This window comes from Gottschalkiaceae bacterium SANA (genome assembly GCA_036323355.1).
GTDB lineage: Bacteria > Bacillota > Clostridia > Tissierellales > GPF-1 > GPF-1.
In genome coordinates, this window is the sequence record AP028876.1 from 1,775,673 (window position 1) to 1,791,944 (window position 16,272).

Sequence of the window (16,272 nt, forward strand, 5' to 3'; positions counted from 1 at the left end):
ATGAATAATGATTAATTATACCATAGAAAGGACTGCTTCGGGTAGCTTTCTTCCAAGGCTTTTGGTATGATGAAAGGGACGAAAGAGGGGGATATTCATGAAGAAAGTTACCAGTATTTTAATGGGAAGTTTAGTGAGCTTGATCTTGCTTGTAGGATGTAGCGGACCGGTTCAAGATATGGAAGAGGTTGAGAGTCAAACTGCAGTTATAGAAGAAGAGCTGATTGAGGATGCAAGCGCTGAAAACGCATCTGTTGATGGTACGGAAGTGGAAGACTCATCAACTGACCCAAACAAAGTGGATGAGCAAACGGTAATGGAACCAACCTTGGAAGAACGAATGACAGCAATAGATTTGTCGTTGAAACCCAATGAATTGGGAAAAGTGATGGTCCTGATGTATCACAATATCGGGGACGAAGAAAAGACATGGGTGAGGACACCAGATAATTTTAGACGCGATTTGGAAACCCTGTACACGAAGGGCTATCGCCCTGTATCCCTTGTGGATTATGTAGGCGGCAGCTTTGATATACCCGCCGGAACAACGCCGTTTGTATTAACTTTTGATGATGGAAATGAAAATAATTTTCGTTATTTGGAAACGGATATCGGGTGGGGAATTGACCCTGAATGTGCGGTAGGTATCCTCGAGTCATTCCGAAAGGAGCATGAAGATTTTAATCCACAGGCTACTTTCTTTGTTTATGGATCGAGACCCTTCCGTCAGGAAGAACTAGTTGAAAAGAAACTAAAATTTTTAGTGGACAATGACTATGTTGTTGGTAATCACTCATGGGGTCATGACGACTATAAAGAAGAGAAATATAACGATCCGCAAATGGTGATGGCAAGTCTTGGCAAGAATGTCGCCTTTCTAGAGACGTTTTTAGAAGCTGGGACAGTCAATACCCTCGCCTTGCCTTATGGCCACCGTCCGAAAGACGATGCCGCAGAGATGGCTTTGTTTGATGGAAACTATGAAGGCACTGAGTATGAAAATGTTGCCGTCCTCAACGTAGGCTGGGATCCATATAAGTCGCCATATCATATGGACTTTAACCCTAGGTCTATCCATCGCGTGCGTGCCAGCGAAACCAATGTCGATAATGTTGGTTTGTATGATTGGCTTGCTTATTTTGATAAGCATCCCTCTCAACGGTATATTAGTGATGGGGATCTAGAGATTGTTACGGTTCCTGAATCGAAAGCGGATTCTTTATCAGAAGCCTACATGATGGGCGGAGAGCTCGTTGATCACAAATTCGTTTATGTCGTTGAGTAGGAGGAAGTATGAATTTTCAAATTCAAATGGTAATCGGTGTCATCTTTTTTGTCATCCTTGTTAGTTTGCAGTTTACTTTAAATCGAATTCTTGTCGAGCTAAAAAAGTTGAATCTGAAAATGGAACGATTGGTTGGACGTGATCGGGATGAGGATAGATTTTCTTAATAAATTGTGGTACAATTAATAAAAATTATGGGGGTAGACTGTGGATACAAGCAAAAGAAAAATTATATTTTCCCATGAGGAAATTAATAAAGAGGTCCAAAGATTGGGCCAGCAAATAAGTGAAGATTATTTGGGTGAAAAGATATTGGTGATTTCACTGCTCAAAGGGAGTTTTATCTTTGCAGCAGACTTGATTAGAGCCATTGATGGTGATGTACAGATGGAGTTTATGACGACATCGAGTTATGGACATGGGGAAGCTTCTACGGGTGAAGTGAGTATTGTCAATGATTTGTCTGTTGATATTAATGGTCGTCACGTTTTAGTCGTCGATGATATCGTCGATTCTGGTTTAACGATGTCCGTGATTTTGAAGCATTTAAAAGCATCGAATCCAGCATCATTAAAGTCTTGTGTTTTATTGGATAAACCAGAACGAAGAGTGGTGGAAATCGAGCCGGATTATTGCGGATTTGTAATACCGGACCTTTTTATTGTCGGTTACGGTTTAAATTACGGAGATTACTTTAGAAATATTCCGTATATTTTTTCTTTTATCCAAGATGAGGAAGCGTAGAAGAAGAGTTCGCTCTTCTTTTTTCTTTGGAGGAAATTATGAGTAATTATGAAAACTTAGCTGATTATTATGATCGCTTGATGAATCGAGATGTAGATTATGTAGGGTGGGCAGATTATCTGTGGAAACTTCTTACCGAATTGCATCCCAGTCCCATAGATGGGCTAGAAATGGCTTCAGGAACTGGAAATATGACAGAACAAATGATTAGGAAAAATTGTCATTTGGATGCCTTTGATCGATCGGAAGAGATGTTGACCATTGCTCGAGAGAAAAATCTTCCGATTCGTGATGTGCGTTTTTTTCAGCAAGACATGGTTGATTTCCGATTTGCTAAAAAGTATGATTTTGCGATTTGCTCATGCGATAGCATTAATTACTTGTTGGAAGATGGCGATTTACTAAGGGTTTTTCAACGGGTATTTGATCAACTGAAACCCGGTGGGATTTTTCTGTTTGATGTCGTCACCTTGCATCGGATGAGTGACTTATACGGCAATGAAATTTTTGTCGCTGATCAAGATGATGTATATTATGTTTGGAAGAATCAATGGGATCCAGACAAGTGTCAGATTTCATATGAAATCACTTTTTTTGTTCAAATGGAAGATGGCTATGAACGCTTCGACGAGTTCCATCAACAACGAGGATATACTATGAAGGAAATCGAAATGGCACTTGTTGAAGCTGGCTTTGTTAATAACCAATCATTTGATGGGTTTACGAAAAATCCAGTTACAGACAAAAGCGAACGCGTGCAATGGCGTGCGCAAAAAGGAGTATAAAAATGAATCATATTTTACGTGGTATGGATCGTGGACAAAACTTTCGATTTTTTTTGGCGAATACCACTGAATTAACGAAAGAAATGAAAGAGATTCACAAGTTGAGTGAAACGGCAACCGCAGCATTGGGAAGAACTGCAGCGGTTTCTGCGATTATAGCGAGCATGATGAAAAATCTAAAGGATAAGATCACGGTTCAAATCCAGGGTAATGGTCCAGGGGGGAAGTTGATACTTGTTGCTTCTTCAACGGGGGGAATCAAGGCAACCGTGGATCATCCAGAAATTGAATTGCCCCTGAAATCGAATGGAAAACTTGATGTCGGTGGTTATGTTGGCAAGGACGGTCAAATGATTATCATTCGAGATCTTGGTTTGAAAGAACCCTATGTGGGCAGATCGCCTTTGGTTTCTGGAGAGATTGCAGAGGATTTCGCCTATTATTTCGCAATGAGTGAACAACAACCCAGTGTCGTTAATCTAGGGGTCTTGTTTAATAAAGAAGGCGAGGTGGAAACGGCTGGTGGAATTTTGATTCAAACCATGCCTGATATTTCAGAAGAGGTATTGATTCAATTAGAAAAAGATGTGGCCTCCATGCCAAGTTTTACCAAGGCAGCCCAGATCTCTACGGATCCCAAAGAACGGCTACATAGCTTGCTTCCCTCATTTGAATTGGATTTTATGGATGAAATGCCAGTATTTTGGGAGTGTGACTGTTCACGCGAACGAATGGAACAAGCTTTGCTTGCTTTGGGCAAAGATGAACTGAAGAGTCTTATGGATGAGGATGATTCTACAGAGATGCATTGTCATTTTTGCAACACGAATTATCGCTTTAATAAAGAGGATCTCTTGCAACTTATACAAGAATCAAATGGGTAATCTTGGAATTCAGACTATTTTTAATAATGGAACTTTACTGTGACCCGTTGACTTTTCTCGAATGATATTGTAATATATAGAAGTCGCAGTTAGCCCAGATAGCTCAGTCGGTAGAGCAGGGGACTGAAAATCCCCGTGTCGGTGGTTCGATTCCGCCTCTGGGCACCAAGTTTTGCGAAAGTAGCTCAGTGGTAGAGCTTCGCCTTGCCAAGGCGAAGGTCGCGAGTTCGAATCTCGTCTTTCGCTCCAAATAGGGCGCCATGGCCAAGTGGTAAGGCAGAGGACTGCAAATCCTTTACCCCCAGTTCGAATCTGGGTGGCGCCTCCAAAATGAAATGAGAAGAGTTATTTCTTCTCATTTTTTTATGCAAAAAAGCCGCAAACATATCGATTGACGGCGAATCACATTTTGTAATGGACACCCGTAAGGGTGTTTTTTATTTCTGACAACGGAACTGAAGCGGTGAAAATCCAGTTTGATTTTTGAATACACGACTAAAATAATGCTGACTGCTAAATCCAAGAAGCTTTGAAATTTGTAAAATAGTTATATCTGGATTTCCTAGAAGATCCTTTGCGTGTTCAATCTTGAGCTGAGTGACATAATCGATAAAGGTTTTACCGGTTTCTCTCTTGATATAATTAGCGATGCTTGTCTTACCCATGGAGAAGGTGCTTTCCAATAAAGACATACTCAATTGAGGGTCTCGATAACGGTCCTTGATATAGGCAAGAATATGCGCCTTCTGATTCGTTTGGTGGGTATCCAGTGCATGGGTGATTAAGTTCTTTTTCTGTGCTTTCTCCCGATAGGTTTCAAGAGCGGAGAGGAGGAGGTCGCGGAATTCATCGTTTTGAAAGGGTTTTAACAGATAATGATAAACCCCCAAAGAGACGGCTTTCTGGGCGTAGTCAAAGCGGTCGTAACCTGAAATGATGATGATGACGGCTTCTGGATGAATCGCTTGGATTCTTTCAATTGCTTCTAGTCCGTTAAGTTGGGGCATGTTGATATCGATCAAAACAATCTCGGGCAGGTGAATGCGCGTGGATTCCAAGGCCTCTGCTCCATTTTTCACAAGTGCACATACCTGGAGATCGATATCAAATTGTTCAATTAGTTTCGCTATGCCGTTTCTGATTCGTTCCTCGTCATCTGCGATAAGAACTCTATACATGATGAAACCCTCCTTTGTTTTCTATGGGATAGTAGATGGTGGCGGTTGTGCCGTAATTTTCAATGCTTTCAATTGTCAAACCGGCACTTTGGCCGTATTTTAACTTCAGTCGCTCCAATATATTGTATATACCATAATGCTTGCTAATCATTTGCATCTCCAAATTCCTACGAATATTTTGTAGCTTTTGAGAAGGGATGCCGACACCGTTGTCTGTGACTTCAATGAAGATCAAGGATTCGTATTCATATGCTGTAATCGAAATCAATCCTTTTTTGTTCTTTGGTTTCAACCCGTGATAGAGGGCGTTTTCCACGAGTGGTTGAATCAAAATTTTCAAGGTATCAATGTGCTGGATTGAAGGTTCAATTTCAATTTGATAATCAAGAATTTCGGTATAGCGCATCTTTTGGATCTCCATATAATGACGCGCGTGATTCAGTTCTTTCCCAAGGGGAATCATTTCATTTCCGTCGCTTAAGGAGATGCGGAAGAAGGCGGATAGGGAATTGACAGCATCTGAAATCTCATAGGCTTGGTAGTCCAAAGCAATCCATTTTAAGGTATCTAGGGTGTTATAGAGGAAGTGTGGATTGATTTGCGATTGCAGGGCACGAAGCTCTGCTTCTCGCTTGAATCCTTGTTCTGTGTAAATACGATCGATTAGATGGGAAATTTGATTCAACATACGGTTGTAAGAGGCTTCCAGATAATAAAATTCATCCTTGTGATTGCCCAAGGGGAGGCTGACTAGATTGCCTTTTTCCACTTCTCGCATATTTGCTTTTAACGCTTCTAAGGGTTGAGCAAAAGATCGTGTCAGAAAATAGGATATAAGGACAGTGAGCAATAAAAGTGCAATCCACAGCATGGCGATGTTTCGAGATAGTTCATTGCTATGGGCAAATATCTCTGAATCAGCCAAAAGAGTGCATAGGAGCCATTGGTCTGTATTTGGAATGGTTGAATAGATCAGGGTGGAACTCATATTACGAAGATCAGACAAATGGAGAACATCGGTCTGTCGCCTTGTTTTATCATTCATCAATTCTTTAAGGGTTTCTTGAGACAAGACTTCGTGGTAGAAATAGGACTCGTTTTGTGTAAAGACTACCCCGTCTTGATTCATAATCCAGGTGATGCCATTGGATTGATTGATATCTGCCAGCATATTGATCAAGGTTTTGGTCGGGATTCCGCCATAGAGGATGCCTGTTTTTTCCCCTTTGTCATTCAGGATGGGATAATAGATGGGGAAGATGTCCCTGTGATTGTAGGGAGAGATCTGAGGATTGTCGATGATGAATTCCTGGGTGCTGGATTTGATCTTGAGCATTGTGCTTCGGTCGATTAGTTCCAGGGTTTGTTCGCCATTGATCCAAATCTTTTGATTAATTCCGCCGACACCGAAGAATTCAGTGCTCTCTATAGAAGAAGGGCGACTGGCAAGTTCGTCGATCAGCGGTTTGATTCCGCGGATATCCATAGACTGAAAGGCTGGCAGTTCAGAGAGGACGCGAAATTCAGATATCTTTGTGAAGAACCAAAGTCCAACTTCTGAAGCTTTTGATTCCATTGCATACATGGTTTGCTCTTCTGTATATGCCATGGTGTTCCTTTCGACAGATGTCTTGACGTAGACCATCAGAATAGAAAAAACAATGGAGATACATAAGCAAAAACTAATTAGTATTCTTTTTCTGAATGTCATGGTTTCCTCCGTTTCGCCGGGTTTCTTTTCCGAGTATATCGAATCTTTCAATCCTTTGCAAGATGCGTAAAAAGAGATATAAAATCTGTTGATTCGTGTAAATACAGACTTCCTGGCGAATGCTATAATAAATTTCAGAAAGTTTGTTTGAAAAATAACAAACTATATTCATAAGGGGGAATCAACATAATGAAGAGAATTTTTGCATTGGCTTTGGCACTTATGATGGTATTTTCATTGGCGGCATGTTCAGCGAGCGAAGCGACAGCGGAGCCGGCGAAGGGGATATACCAAGCGGGTGTGTATCCTGTTACGGCAAGAGGAAATGGTGGAGACATTGAAATTGAAGTCACTTTCAGTGAAACTGAAATAACGGATATCAAGATTGTGAGTCAAAATGAAACTCAGGGACTAAGCGACGAGGTTTTTGAGAAGATGCCGACAGCGATACTGGAGGCGCAATCGACAGAGGTTGAATCGGTATCGGGTGCATCTGTTTCTTCAGAGGCAATAAAAAAGGCTGTTGATCATGCGATTGCCATGGCAATGGGAATCGAAATCGAATCAGAAGTCGTTGACGGCGTATATAAGGGAAGCGCCGAAGGAAAAGGCGGACTGTTAACGGTTGAAGTTACAATTGAAAACGGAGCGATTCAGGATATTCAAGTGGTTGAATCTCATGAAACCATTGGTTTCGACCGATCGTTCAAATTGGTGAGAAAAGCCATATTGGAGTCAAATAGTACAGATGTTGACACAGTTGCCAGCGCAACCTTGGCATCGGGTGCCATGATTCGGGCAACAATCGCTGCCTTGGAAGAAGCGGGATTCGCTGATCGGTTTGCTGAAGCGGCGGGCGGAGTGTCGATTACTGATCTACCAAAAGAGCAGACAGCTGATGTCATTATCATCGGTGCAGGCGGTGCAGGCGTTAATGCGGCGGTTGAAGCAATGGCTGCGGGAGCAGAAGTCATTGTGCTGGAAAAAGCACCGGTTCCTGGAGGCAATACGAAGTTGACGGATGGGGTATTGAATGCCTCTGAAACAACATACCAGGATGAAGAAGGTATTGTTGACCAAAACAATTCATTCTTTGAAGATACAATGGCAGGTGGCGACCGTATCAACAATCCGGATTTAGTCCATACACTAGCAGAGAATTCTGCAGAAGCATACCAGTACTATAAAGATGTTGTTGGGGTCAAATGGTATATGTTGAACCGCGCGGGAGGACATTCTCAAACACGTTCTCATTATGCAGAGGGTGAAGGTGCACAACTTTTTGAAACGCTGTTTAATTATGCCTTGAATCAAGGAATCAATGTGAACTACAATACGCAAGCAGTTGAAATTTTGAAAGATGATACAGGTGCGGTTACGGGCGTAAAAGCAATTCGAAACGGAGAAGACGTATTCTATTATGCCAACCGAGCGGTAGTGCTTGCCACCGGTGGATTCGGTAGAAATCAAGATCTGTTGAAAGAATTTGATCCCAATTATGTGGAGGGTGCATTATGTACCAATAGTGTATTGAGCACAGGCGACGGTGTTGGCTTAGCACGTGAAGCTGGTGCGAATTTGGTTGGCATGACCTATATCCAAAAACATCCAACTTGTGATGTCGTGACTGGAGAATTGATTTCTAGTGCCAATTCCGGACGAGGTCTTGGTACAACAGTCATGGTCAACAAAGAAGGGCAACGTTATGTGGAAGAATTAGAGCGACGTGATGTCATCTCGATTGCGACCGGCAAACAAACGGGTGGAATCTCTTATTCTTTCTTCGATCAAAATGCAGCGGATGAAACGGGATTTTTCGATAAGTTTGGTGAAGAACTTGCACATCTTGAAGCGACGGGTCAGATGGTGAAAGCAGATACGGTAGAGGAAGCTTGTGAATTCTATGGGATCGATCTAGATAGCTTCAAGGCGACCATTGAACGTTACAATGGTTTCGCTCAAGCGGGAGAAGATCTTGACTTCCAACGAAGAAATGGGCTGAGAGAATATAGCCTGTCAGAGGGACCCTTCTATTTCATCCAATCGTCACCAGCCATTCATCATACAATGGGTGGGGTGGAGATTAACGTGAATACCCAAGTGATCGGGATAGATGGTGAAATTCTTCCGCATTTCTTTGCGGCAGGTGAAGTCACAGGCGGGGTACATGGTTCCAATCGCCTGGGCGGAAATGCCATTACAGACATTACGGTATTTGGTCGCATTGCAGGACAAAACGCTGCACAAGAAAAATAAGAAACGAGGGCTGCCCATGCAGCCCTTTATTTGTTTTTACCGTTTCCCATGATACAATACATTATTGAATGAAAGGGAGGAGTGCGCGTGAAGCGATGGATCATATTGCTGTTTATAATAGCTAGTGTCATGATGACGGGGTGTGAGACCGTTGAATATGCGATTCCATTTTCGGAAGGTGGTAGATTTACTGGATGTGCAACCGGATATGTGGAAGAAATCACAATTGAACTTGTTGTTCAAAATGGCGCGATTATCGAAATTGACTCATTGGGTGTAAACGAGTCCTTTTCCTTGGCAGAGCAGGCCAAGGATGAAATCTTCGAAAGGATTATTTCCAATCAAGTGTTGCCGGCTGAAGCGGTATCGGGTGCGACGACGACATCTCTCGCTTTGATTGAAGCTGTGGAGGCGGCCATTGTTGCAGCGGGAATGGAGCCAGCCTATTTTAAACAGGCAAGTATCAAGGCCATAGAGGAAGAAATTCATCAAGATCAGACATTTGATATTGTTGTAATTGGGGGAGGCGCAGCTGGACTTGCAGCTGCAGTCGAGGCATCCCTTCAAGGGAAAAGTGTAATTTTAATTGAAAAGCTTCCTTTCGTTGGCGGAAATACAGCCCTATCAGGTGGTGAAATGTCCGTGCCTGGAAGCGATTTACAAAAGCAGCTTGGAATTGAGGATGATGTAGATACGATGATCGGAGATATCTATGCCGGAGGCAGAAAAACCGGCAAATTGGAGTTAATTCAAACGTTTTGTGAAAATATCAATTCGACGCTCCAATGGCTTGAGGAAACAATTGGAGTCGAATATCAGACGCGAGTCTATACGGTGAGCGGACATTCAGTTCCAAGGACGGTGATCCCCATAGGTTTAGGAGCGGGTATTGTAGATCGGCTTCTTTTCCTTGCTGAAAGTAATGGTGTCCAGGTGATTTACAATGCAAAGGCGACAGACATCATGATTGATGAGACAGGTCGTGTATTTGGGGTTTATGCAACCGTGAATTCTCAAGAGCATCGTATTTTTGCAAGGGAAAAAACGATTCTTGCTAGCGGTGGATTCAGTGCCAATGTAGAAATGAGGGAACACTACAACACCCAATGGGCATCCCTGGGTAGCGAAGTGTTGACATCAAATTCTCCTGGAATTACTGGGGATGGAATTTTAATGGCGGAAAAAATTGGAGCAAAATTAATTGATATGGAATTTATTCAACTCTTTCCGTACAACAATCCAGCATCGGGGAAACACTATTATCTGGATAATATTCGTGCAAGCGCTGGAGCCTTTTTTGTGAATCAAGAGGGCGAGCGCTTTGTGAATGAAGACGAGGTGCGAGATATCGTCGCAGGCCGGATTCTCGAGCAAACGGCGCAGACGAGCTATGAGATCTTTACTCAAAGTATAATCGATACCCTTTCGGATGATCCGGTTGCCTTGGAAGAAGTTGAAAGGTGGTTAAATCAAGGCGTGCTAATTAAACGCGACACAATCCAAGAATGCGCAGCATATTTCGGTGTGAATAAACATGAGATACAGAAAACGCTTGATCAATATAATCAATATATTGTAAATGGAAAAGATGAGGCATTCGATCGAACACTTGGTTTTAAACCCTTGTTGAATGGACCTTTCTATATGTTGGAGGGGGTTCCGTCGGTGCATTACACAATGGGCGGTGTTGCCATCACTCAACATGCTGAGGTGGTAAACACGGAAGGAAATATCATCCCGGGTTTTTACGCTGCAGGTGAGGTGACCGGAGGTATTCATGGTGAAAACCGTTTGGGTGCTTGTGCAGTCCCAGACGCCCTGGTCTTTGGGAGAATCGCAGGCGGATACGCACCTGTTCTAGAAGATTAGATCATCGTTCAATCCAGCAAAGAGTTGGTTTGATAAAAAACACTAGACAAATAGGGAACGGTTTGATAGACTACTTCTGGTAGCAGAATTGGTTCAAATATCATTTGACAAAATGACTGTCAACCGTTATACTTAGAATGTTGTATAAGGAAAGTAGGAGGTCCGCTTCTCACCTTATGGCGAAAGCTTATAAGGTTATCACTCAAAATTGAGTTTTGATGCGGATAGGTGAGCCTATCCGCTATTTTTTTTAGGAGGTGTTTTGTATCAAAGAACTTTTTATTAATGAAAAAATTCGCGCCCGCGAAGTCCGTGTTGTCGATAGCGATGGAGAACAGTTGGGTGTTATACCCACTAGAGAAGCATTGCAGATTGCACAAGAGAAAAAATTGGATTTGGTGATGGTTTCTCCCAACGCAAAGCCGCCGGTATGCAAGATCTTGGATTATGGCAAATACCGATATGAGCAGTCGAAGAGAGAGAAGGAAGCGAAGAAAAACCAGAAAACCATTAATATTAAAGAAGTTCGAATGACACCAAGAATTGATGAGCATGACCTGCAAGTTAAAGCAAGCAATGCGATTAAATTCTTGAAAGCAGAGAACAAAGTTAAAGTTACCGTCCGTTTTAGAGGACGCGAATTGGGCCATACGAATATTGGTCGTGAAGTATTGAAAACATTTGTCACGATGATTCAGGAATATGGCGAAGTTGAAAAACATGCACGTATGGAAGGACGAAACATGGTTATGTTTCTAACACCAAAAAAATAATTGAGAGGAGGCTTTATCATGCCTAAAATGAAATCTCATCGCGGAGCTGCAAAGCGATTTAAAAAAACTGGAACAGGTAAATTCAAAAGACACAGCAATTATACGAGTCACTTATTCAAGTCAAAATCTCCGAAGCGAAAGCGTCAATTGAGACAAGGAAAAATTGCTTGCCCAAGTGATGAAAAAAAGCTACAACAAATGCTACCGTACTAAGTTGATCTGTAGGAGGATTTAAAATGGCTAGAGTAAAAGGTGCGATGAACGCACGAAAGAAGCACAAGAAAGTATTAAAACTAGCAAAAGGCTATTATGGCCAAGCAAGCCGTTCGTTCCGTCCAGCGAACCAAGCGGTTATGCGCTCAATGCGCTTCGCTTATATCGGACGTAAATTAAAGAAACGTGATTTCCGTAAACTTTGGATTGCTCGTATTAATGCAGCAACTCGTTTAAACGGAATGTCATACAGCCGCTTTATCAATGGTTTGAAGAAATCAGAGATCGAAGTAAACCGCAAAATGTTGTCTGAAATGGCAATTCATGATCCTGCAGGTTTTACAGCATTGGTTAATATTGCCAAGGAAAGCGTAAAATAAGTCCCTCGGGGACTTATTTTTTTGACTTGTTTTCACCTTTGAATTACAATATATGCAAAGCATGAAGAATTTGACAGACGGGAGATGATCACAATCGATATTCGAAGTCGTCTCGATGAGATTAGTGCAAAGCCGGCTCGCTTTCTGGCGATCGGTTTCTTTTTATTGATTTTAGTGGGAGCAACGCTGCTGAATTTACCCATATCTTCTATAGATGGGAATAGCGTTGGCTTTGTTGATGCCCTTTTTACTTCTGCTTCGGCAGTCTGCGTAACAGGGCTTATTGTTGTAAATACAGCGGCGCATTGGACCTTTTTTGGAAAACTGATCATACTGGTCTTAATACAGATTGGTGGACTGGGTTTTATGACCATGGCGACCCTTGTTGCCTTGGTATTAGGCCGTAAGATTACCTTGAAAAATCGATTGATTTTACAAGAGGAGTTGAACAATTTAACACTCTCTGGCGTTGTTAAATTGACAAAATATGTCTTATATTCGACCTTCTTAATTGAGGCGGTCGGTGCATTGATCCTTTCTTTCCGTTTTGTGCCGGATTTTGGGTTTTGGAAAGGAATTTGGTTTTCAATCTTTCACTCGATTTCTGCTTTTTGTAATGCTGGATTTGATTTGATTGGAAATAGCATGGAAAGCTATTCGGGAAGTTTTTTGGTGATTATGACTATGAGCTTCTTGGTTGTGATTGGAGGAATTGGATTTTCTGTTTTCATTAATCTTTCTCAAACTATCCGAATGAAAAAAAATATGTCACGTTTGAGCTTACATACAAAACTCGTTCTCGTCATCACTGGTGGATTGTTGGTCGTTGGATTTATCTTTATTTATCTGGTCGAATTTACAAACCCAGAGACGCTGGGTTCTATGACCGCAGGGGAAAAGATCCTTGCAGCAGTTTTTCAATCTGTTGTGCCAAGAACCGCAGGATTCAACAGTATTCCCATGAACAGCATGCGAGATGCATCTACCTTCTTTATCATTATGTTGATGTTTATCGGTGGTTCTCCAGGCTCTACAGCAGGTGGAGTAAAAACCACAACGATCGGTGTAGTCTTTTTAACGATTCTATCGAATATCAAAGGCAAGGAAGATGTGGAAATCTATAAAAGAAGAATTCCGCAAGGTGCCATTAATAAAGCTATTACCATTTTTATGCTCGGTTTTTTTGTTTGCCTTGTCTCTACCTTGTTGTTGGCCATTTCAGAGGATGCCAGTTTTTTGGATGTTCTCTTTGAAACCGTTTCTGCCTATGCAACGGTGGGATTAAGCCGTGGAATTACGGCAGACTTAACCATATTTGGACGTTTGCTTATTATTGGAAATATGTTTTTTGGGCGACTGGGTCCATTGACCATTGCTTTTGCCTTGGCAGAGAGAACAAAAACGAATAAAGGAATTTATCATTTTGCGGAAGAAAATATCAATGTTGGGTAGGAGGTAGGGATGAAACAATTTGTCGTAATAGGATGCGGTCGATTTGGATCAAGTTTAGCAAGAACATTATTTGATTTGGGATATGATGTCATGGTTATAGATAAGAATCCTGAAAAAATTCAAGAAATTTCGCCCTATGTAACCCATGCGGTTCAAGCGGATGCTTTAGACGAAACAACCTTAAAAGCGATTGGGATCGGCAATTTTGATGTGGCGACTGTAGCCTTAGGTACCAATTTAGAGGCGTCTATCATGACGACACTGATCGTTAAGGAATTGGGTGTGAAAATGGTCATTGCCAAAGCACAGAATGAAAATCATGGAAAGGTGCTAGAAAAACTTGGTGCTGATCGAATTGTTCATCCGGAACGAGATATGGGTGTTCGTATTGCTCGTAACTTAGTATCCTCCAATCTTTTGGATTATATTGAATTTGCTCCTGATTATGGAATCGTAGAAATAAGTGCCTTAAAGGATTGGGAAGGGAAAACTCTAGTTGAACTTCAGTTACCTACTCGATACGGCATCAATGTAATTGCGATCAAACATACGGATAGCATTAATATTTCACCAGCAGCGGATGAAGTGATTGATAAGGAAGACATCCTTGTGGTCATCGGGGGCAACCAAGAATTGATTCAATTGGAAAAAGAAGGACAACGATAGTGGAATTCATTCGATTGTCACAAGAACAGACGAAAAGATGGACAAAATTAAAGCAGAAAAAATACCGTGTGCGGGAACAAAAGTATATTGTTGAGGGTCTTCGTTTGCTTGGGGCAGCAGAGGCTTCTCATCAAAACATTGAGGCTGTCATTGTAACAAACCAGTTTCAAGAAGAAGCAAAAGGTACTGAAATTCTCCAACGAATTCAAGCACCCGTTTATCTGGCGGATGAAAAGAATTGGAAAAGAATCAGTGAAACCGTTCATGGTCAAGGAATTCTCGCCATTGTTTCTATGAAAGAATTGCTTGAAAGTGAGCAAGAGTGGAGTCGACGGATTCTCATTCTTGACCGCATACAAGATCCAGGAAATTTGGGTACAATTCTTCGCACGGCAGAAGCCTTTGGGTTTCGCGATATTTTTTTGACTCGTGGTTGTGTAGATTGCTATGACAGTAAGGTGATTCGTTCTTCTATGGGTGGAATTTTTACTTTGCAACTGCATATTTGGGAATCTGATTCATTAGAGGAAGCCAAGGCAAAGGGCTATCAATGTATCGCAAGTTCCTTGAGTGACTCCGATCCATTGCCTGTTGTGAATTTTGAAGATCAAGTTGCTTTAATTATCGGTAACGAAGCCAATGGGATTCGTAAGGAATGGATTGAATCGTCTAACCTGCGCGTGCAAATACCTATGACCGGACAAGCAGAATCTTTAAACGCTGGGATTGCAGCGGGTATTCTCATGTATGCCATACAATCTCATCAAAGGATTGATGTTTTTTGACACACATGATATAATCAGTCACGAATAGCATATGAAAGCAATGAGAAAGCATAGTACGGTCGCATTCCAGAGAGTTATCGATGGCTGAAAGATAACACGCGAAAACCGGAATTTCACTTTTGAGCTATCTGACTGAAACTAGTAAGTTGGATCGGTTTAGCCGTTATCAGTTAAGAGGTCGCAAGACAATTAGGGTGGTACCGCGGAACACTTCGTCCCTGACGAAGTGTTCCGTTTTTTTATTTTTAAGGAAGGGGCGAACAAATATGAAAGAACAATTATTGGAGATCCAGAAAACTGGATTGGAAAGTATTGATGCATCTAGTGATTTAAAATCTCTCGATGCAATCCGTGTACAGTATTTAGGGAAAAAGGGAGAATTAACACAGGTTTTACGCCAGATGGGAAAATTGCCCAAGGAGGAACGACCGATTGTTGGCGAGGTGGCAAATCAAGTGCGCGAGGCTTTAAATCAAGCCATAGAAACTCGCAAAGAAAGCTTGAAGCAACTGGCTTTGGAAAAACAACTTTTGGAAGAACAAGTTGATGTTACGATTGATGGGCTTCAAGAAAAAGTAGGCCATCATCATCCTTTGATGAAGGTAAAAGAAGAGTTGGAAGCTTTATTTAGCCGTATGGGTTACGATGTTGTAGAGGGACCAGAGATTGAAACGGTCTACAACAACTTCGATGCTTTGAACGCGCCGGAAAGCCATCCGTCCCGTGACATGTCCGATACTTTTTATATCAATCCAGAGCTTTTGCTTCGCACACAAACTTCACCGGTTCAAATTCGTGCGATGAAAGATATTCAACCTCCGATTCGTATGGTAACCGCAGGAAGAACCTTCCGTTTTGACGATGTCGACGACACCCATTCACCTATGTTTCATCAAATGGAATGTCTGGTCGTCGGTGAAGGCGTTACCATGGCAAATCTGATTGATACCATTGAAACCTTTGTACATGAACTATTCGGTAATGATATTGAAACACGATTCCGTCCACATCATTTTCCATTCACGGAGCCGAGTGCCGAAGTGGATGTTTCATGCCTAAAGTGTCGTGGTGAGGGCTGTGAAGCCTGTCATTATACGGGTTGGAGTATGGAACTGTTGGGTTGTGGGATGGTTCATCCCAAGGTTTTAGAGAATTGTGGAATTGATTCAGAGAAGTATACCGGATTTGCATTTGGATTGGGTGTCGATCGAATCACCATGGTGAAATATGGGATTCCAAATATCCGTTTACTATTTGAAAATGATATGCGGTTTATTGATCAGTTCTAAGG

The 16,272-nt window shown here is 41.9% G+C and carries 16 protein-coding genes, 3 tRNA genes and 2 other annotated features; of the genes, 17 read left to right on the top strand and 2 right to left on the bottom strand.

Annotation, left to right across the window (positions count from 1 at the left end; all coding sequences use genetic code 11):
- Positions 1–97 precede the first annotated feature (97 nt).
- The 8 genes from AC25CA_RS08345 to AC25CA_RS08380 all read left to right on the top strand — a co-directional run bounded on the left by AC25CA_RS08345 (position 98) and on the right by AC25CA_RS08380 (position 4,026).
- Entirely contained in the window at positions 98–1,285 is a 1,188-nt protein-coding gene (locus AC25CA_RS08345; RefSeq protein WP_486813401.1) for a polysaccharide deacetylase family protein, read from the top strand.
- 8 nt (positions 1,286–1,293) lie between these two features.
- Positions 1,294–1,452 (top strand): hypothetical protein, encoded by a 159-nt coding sequence (locus AC25CA_RS08350; RefSeq protein WP_486813402.1) that lies wholly within the window; start codon positions 1,294–1,296, stop codon positions 1,450–1,452.
- A gap of 40 nt (positions 1,453–1,492) precedes the next feature.
- A complete protein-coding gene (gene hpt, locus AC25CA_RS08355) occupies positions 1,493–2,029 on the top strand; it encodes a hypoxanthine phosphoribosyltransferase (RefSeq protein WP_486813403.1) in 537 nt (178 codons plus the stop codon).
- Between the two features lie 38 nt (positions 2,030–2,067).
- Positions 2,068–2,814, top strand: coding sequence for a class I SAM-dependent DNA methyltransferase (locus AC25CA_RS08360; RefSeq protein ID WP_486813404.1), 747 nt, complete (start codon positions 2,068–2,070; stop codon positions 2,812–2,814).
- A gap of 2 nt (positions 2,815–2,816) precedes the next feature.
- A complete protein-coding gene (hslO, locus tag AC25CA_RS08365; RefSeq protein ID WP_486813405.1) occupies positions 2,817–3,698 on the top strand; it encodes an Hsp33 family molecular chaperone HslO in 882 nt (293 codons plus the stop codon).
- Positions 3,699–3,790: 92 nt separating this feature from the next.
- A tRNA-Phe gene (locus tag AC25CA_RS08370) sits at positions 3,791–3,866 on the top strand.
- A 6-nt stretch (positions 3,867–3,872) separates the two neighbouring features.
- A tRNA-Gly gene (locus AC25CA_RS08375) sits at positions 3,873–3,947 on the top strand.
- Positions 3,948–3,952: 5 nt separating this feature from the next.
- A tRNA-Cys gene (locus AC25CA_RS08380) sits at positions 3,953–4,026 on the top strand.
- A 109-nt stretch (positions 4,027–4,135) separates the two neighbouring features.
- Here the strand turns inward: AC25CA_RS08380 and AC25CA_RS08385 are convergent.
- Positions 4,136–4,876 carry a response regulator transcription factor gene (locus AC25CA_RS08385; RefSeq protein WP_486813406.1) on the bottom strand — a complete coding sequence of 247 codons (741 nt, stop codon included), beginning with the start codon at positions 4,874–4,876 and terminating at the stop codon, positions 4,136–4,138.
- Positions 4,869–6,587 (bottom strand): sensor histidine kinase, encoded by a 1,719-nt coding sequence (locus AC25CA_RS08390; protein WP_486813407.1) that lies wholly within the window; start codon positions 6,585–6,587, stop codon positions 4,869–4,871. The genes AC25CA_RS08385 and AC25CA_RS08390 overlap by 8 nt, the downstream gene beginning before the upstream one ends.
- A 189-nt stretch (positions 6,588–6,776) precedes the next feature.
- On the opposite strand from AC25CA_RS08390, the gene AC25CA_RS08395 reads away from it, so the two are divergent.
- From AC25CA_RS08395 to pheS, 9 genes are all read left to right on the top strand, one after another.
- Positions 6,777–8,843 (top strand): flavocytochrome c, encoded by a 2,067-nt coding sequence (locus AC25CA_RS08395; protein ID WP_486813408.1) that lies wholly within the window; start codon positions 6,777–6,779, stop codon positions 8,841–8,843.
- Between the two features lie 87 nt (positions 8,844–8,930).
- Positions 8,931–10,712 (top strand): flavocytochrome c, encoded by a 1,782-nt coding sequence (locus AC25CA_RS08400; RefSeq protein WP_486813409.1) that lies wholly within the window; start codon positions 8,931–8,933, stop codon positions 10,710–10,712.
- Between the two features lie 145 nt (positions 10,713–10,857).
- Positions 10,858–10,968: a sequence feature (ribosomal protein L20 leader region), on the top strand.
- 1 nt (position 10,969) lies between these two features.
- Positions 10,970–11,485, top strand: a complete 516-nt coding sequence (gene infC / locus AC25CA_RS08405; protein ID WP_486813410.1) for a translation initiation factor IF-3 — start codon at positions 10,970–10,972, stop codon at positions 11,483–11,485.
- Positions 11,486–11,503: 18 nt separating this feature from the next.
- Positions 11,504–11,698 (top strand): 50S ribosomal protein L35, encoded by a 195-nt coding sequence (gene rpmI, locus AC25CA_RS08410; RefSeq protein ID WP_486813411.1) that lies wholly within the window; start codon positions 11,504–11,506, stop codon positions 11,696–11,698.
- Positions 11,699–11,721: 23 nt separating this feature from the next.
- Positions 11,722–12,078, top strand: a complete 357-nt coding sequence (rplT, locus tag AC25CA_RS08415) for a 50S ribosomal protein L20 (RefSeq protein WP_486813412.1) — start codon at positions 11,722–11,724, stop codon at positions 12,076–12,078.
- 84 nt (positions 12,079–12,162) lie between these two features.
- Positions 12,163–13,530, top strand: coding sequence for a TrkH family potassium uptake protein (locus AC25CA_RS08420; RefSeq protein WP_486813413.1), 1,368 nt, complete (start codon positions 12,163–12,165; stop codon positions 13,528–13,530).
- A gap of 9 nt (positions 13,531–13,539) precedes the next feature.
- A complete protein-coding gene (locus AC25CA_RS08425) occupies positions 13,540–14,196 on the top strand; it encodes a potassium channel family protein (protein WP_486813414.1) in 657 nt (218 codons plus the stop codon).
- Positions 14,196–14,981: a TrmH family RNA methyltransferase gene (locus AC25CA_RS08430; protein WP_486813415.1), complete on the top strand. Its 786-nt coding sequence runs from the start codon at positions 14,196–14,198 to the stop codon at positions 14,979–14,981. Before AC25CA_RS08425 ends, AC25CA_RS08430 begins: the two co-directional genes overlap by 1 nt.
- A 31-nt stretch (positions 14,982–15,012) precedes the next feature.
- Positions 15,013–15,204: a binding site (T-box leader), on the top strand.
- Between the two features lie 43 nt (positions 15,205–15,247).
- Positions 15,248–16,270 carry a phenylalanine--tRNA ligase subunit alpha gene (pheS, locus tag AC25CA_RS08435; protein ID WP_486813416.1) on the top strand — a complete coding sequence of 341 codons (1,023 nt, stop codon included), beginning with the start codon at positions 15,248–15,250 and terminating at the stop codon, positions 16,268–16,270.
- Positions 16,271–16,272: the final 2 nt, after the last annotated feature.

Excerpts from the sequence above, each read along its gene's own strand:
- AC25CA_RS08420 (WP_486813413.1), top strand. The coding sequence starts at position 12,163 with ATGATCACAATCGATATTCGAAGTCGTCTCGATGAGATTAGTGCAAAG.
- pheS (WP_486813416.1), top strand. The coding sequence starts at position 15,248 with ATGAAAGAACAATTATTGGAGATCCAGAAAACTGGATTGGAAAGTATT.
- rplT (WP_486813412.1), top strand. The coding sequence starts at position 11,722 with ATGGCTAGAGTAAAAGGTGCGATGAACGCACGAAAGAAGCACAAGAAA.
- AC25CA_RS08425 (WP_486813414.1), top strand. The coding sequence starts at position 13,540 with ATGAAACAATTTGTCGTAATAGGATGCGGTCGATTTGGATCAAGTTTA.
- AC25CA_RS08395 (WP_486813408.1), top strand. The coding sequence starts at position 6,777 with ATGAAGAGAATTTTTGCATTGGCTTTGGCACTTATGATGGTATTTTCA.
- AC25CA_RS08360 (WP_486813404.1), top strand. The coding sequence starts at position 2,068 with ATGAGTAATTATGAAAACTTAGCTGATTATTATGATCGCTTGATGAAT.
- AC25CA_RS08385 (WP_486813406.1), bottom strand. The coding sequence starts at position 4,876 with ATGTATAGAGTTCTTATCGCAGATGACGAGGAACGAATCAGAAACGGC.
- hslO (WP_486813405.1), top strand. The coding sequence starts at position 2,817 with ATGAATCATATTTTACGTGGTATGGATCGTGGACAAAACTTTCGATTT.
- AC25CA_RS08390 (WP_486813407.1), bottom strand. The coding sequence starts at position 6,587 with ATGACATTCAGAAAAAGAATACTAATTAGTTTTTGCTTATGTATCTCC.
- rpmI (WP_486813411.1), top strand. The coding sequence starts at position 11,504 with ATGCCTAAAATGAAATCTCATCGCGGAGCTGCAAAGCGATTTAAAAAA.
- AC25CA_RS08345 (WP_486813401.1), top strand. The coding sequence starts at position 98 with ATGAAGAAAGTTACCAGTATTTTAATGGGAAGTTTAGTGAGCTTGATC.
- AC25CA_RS08350 (WP_486813402.1), top strand. The coding sequence starts at position 1,294 with ATGAATTTTCAAATTCAAATGGTAATCGGTGTCATCTTTTTTGTCATC.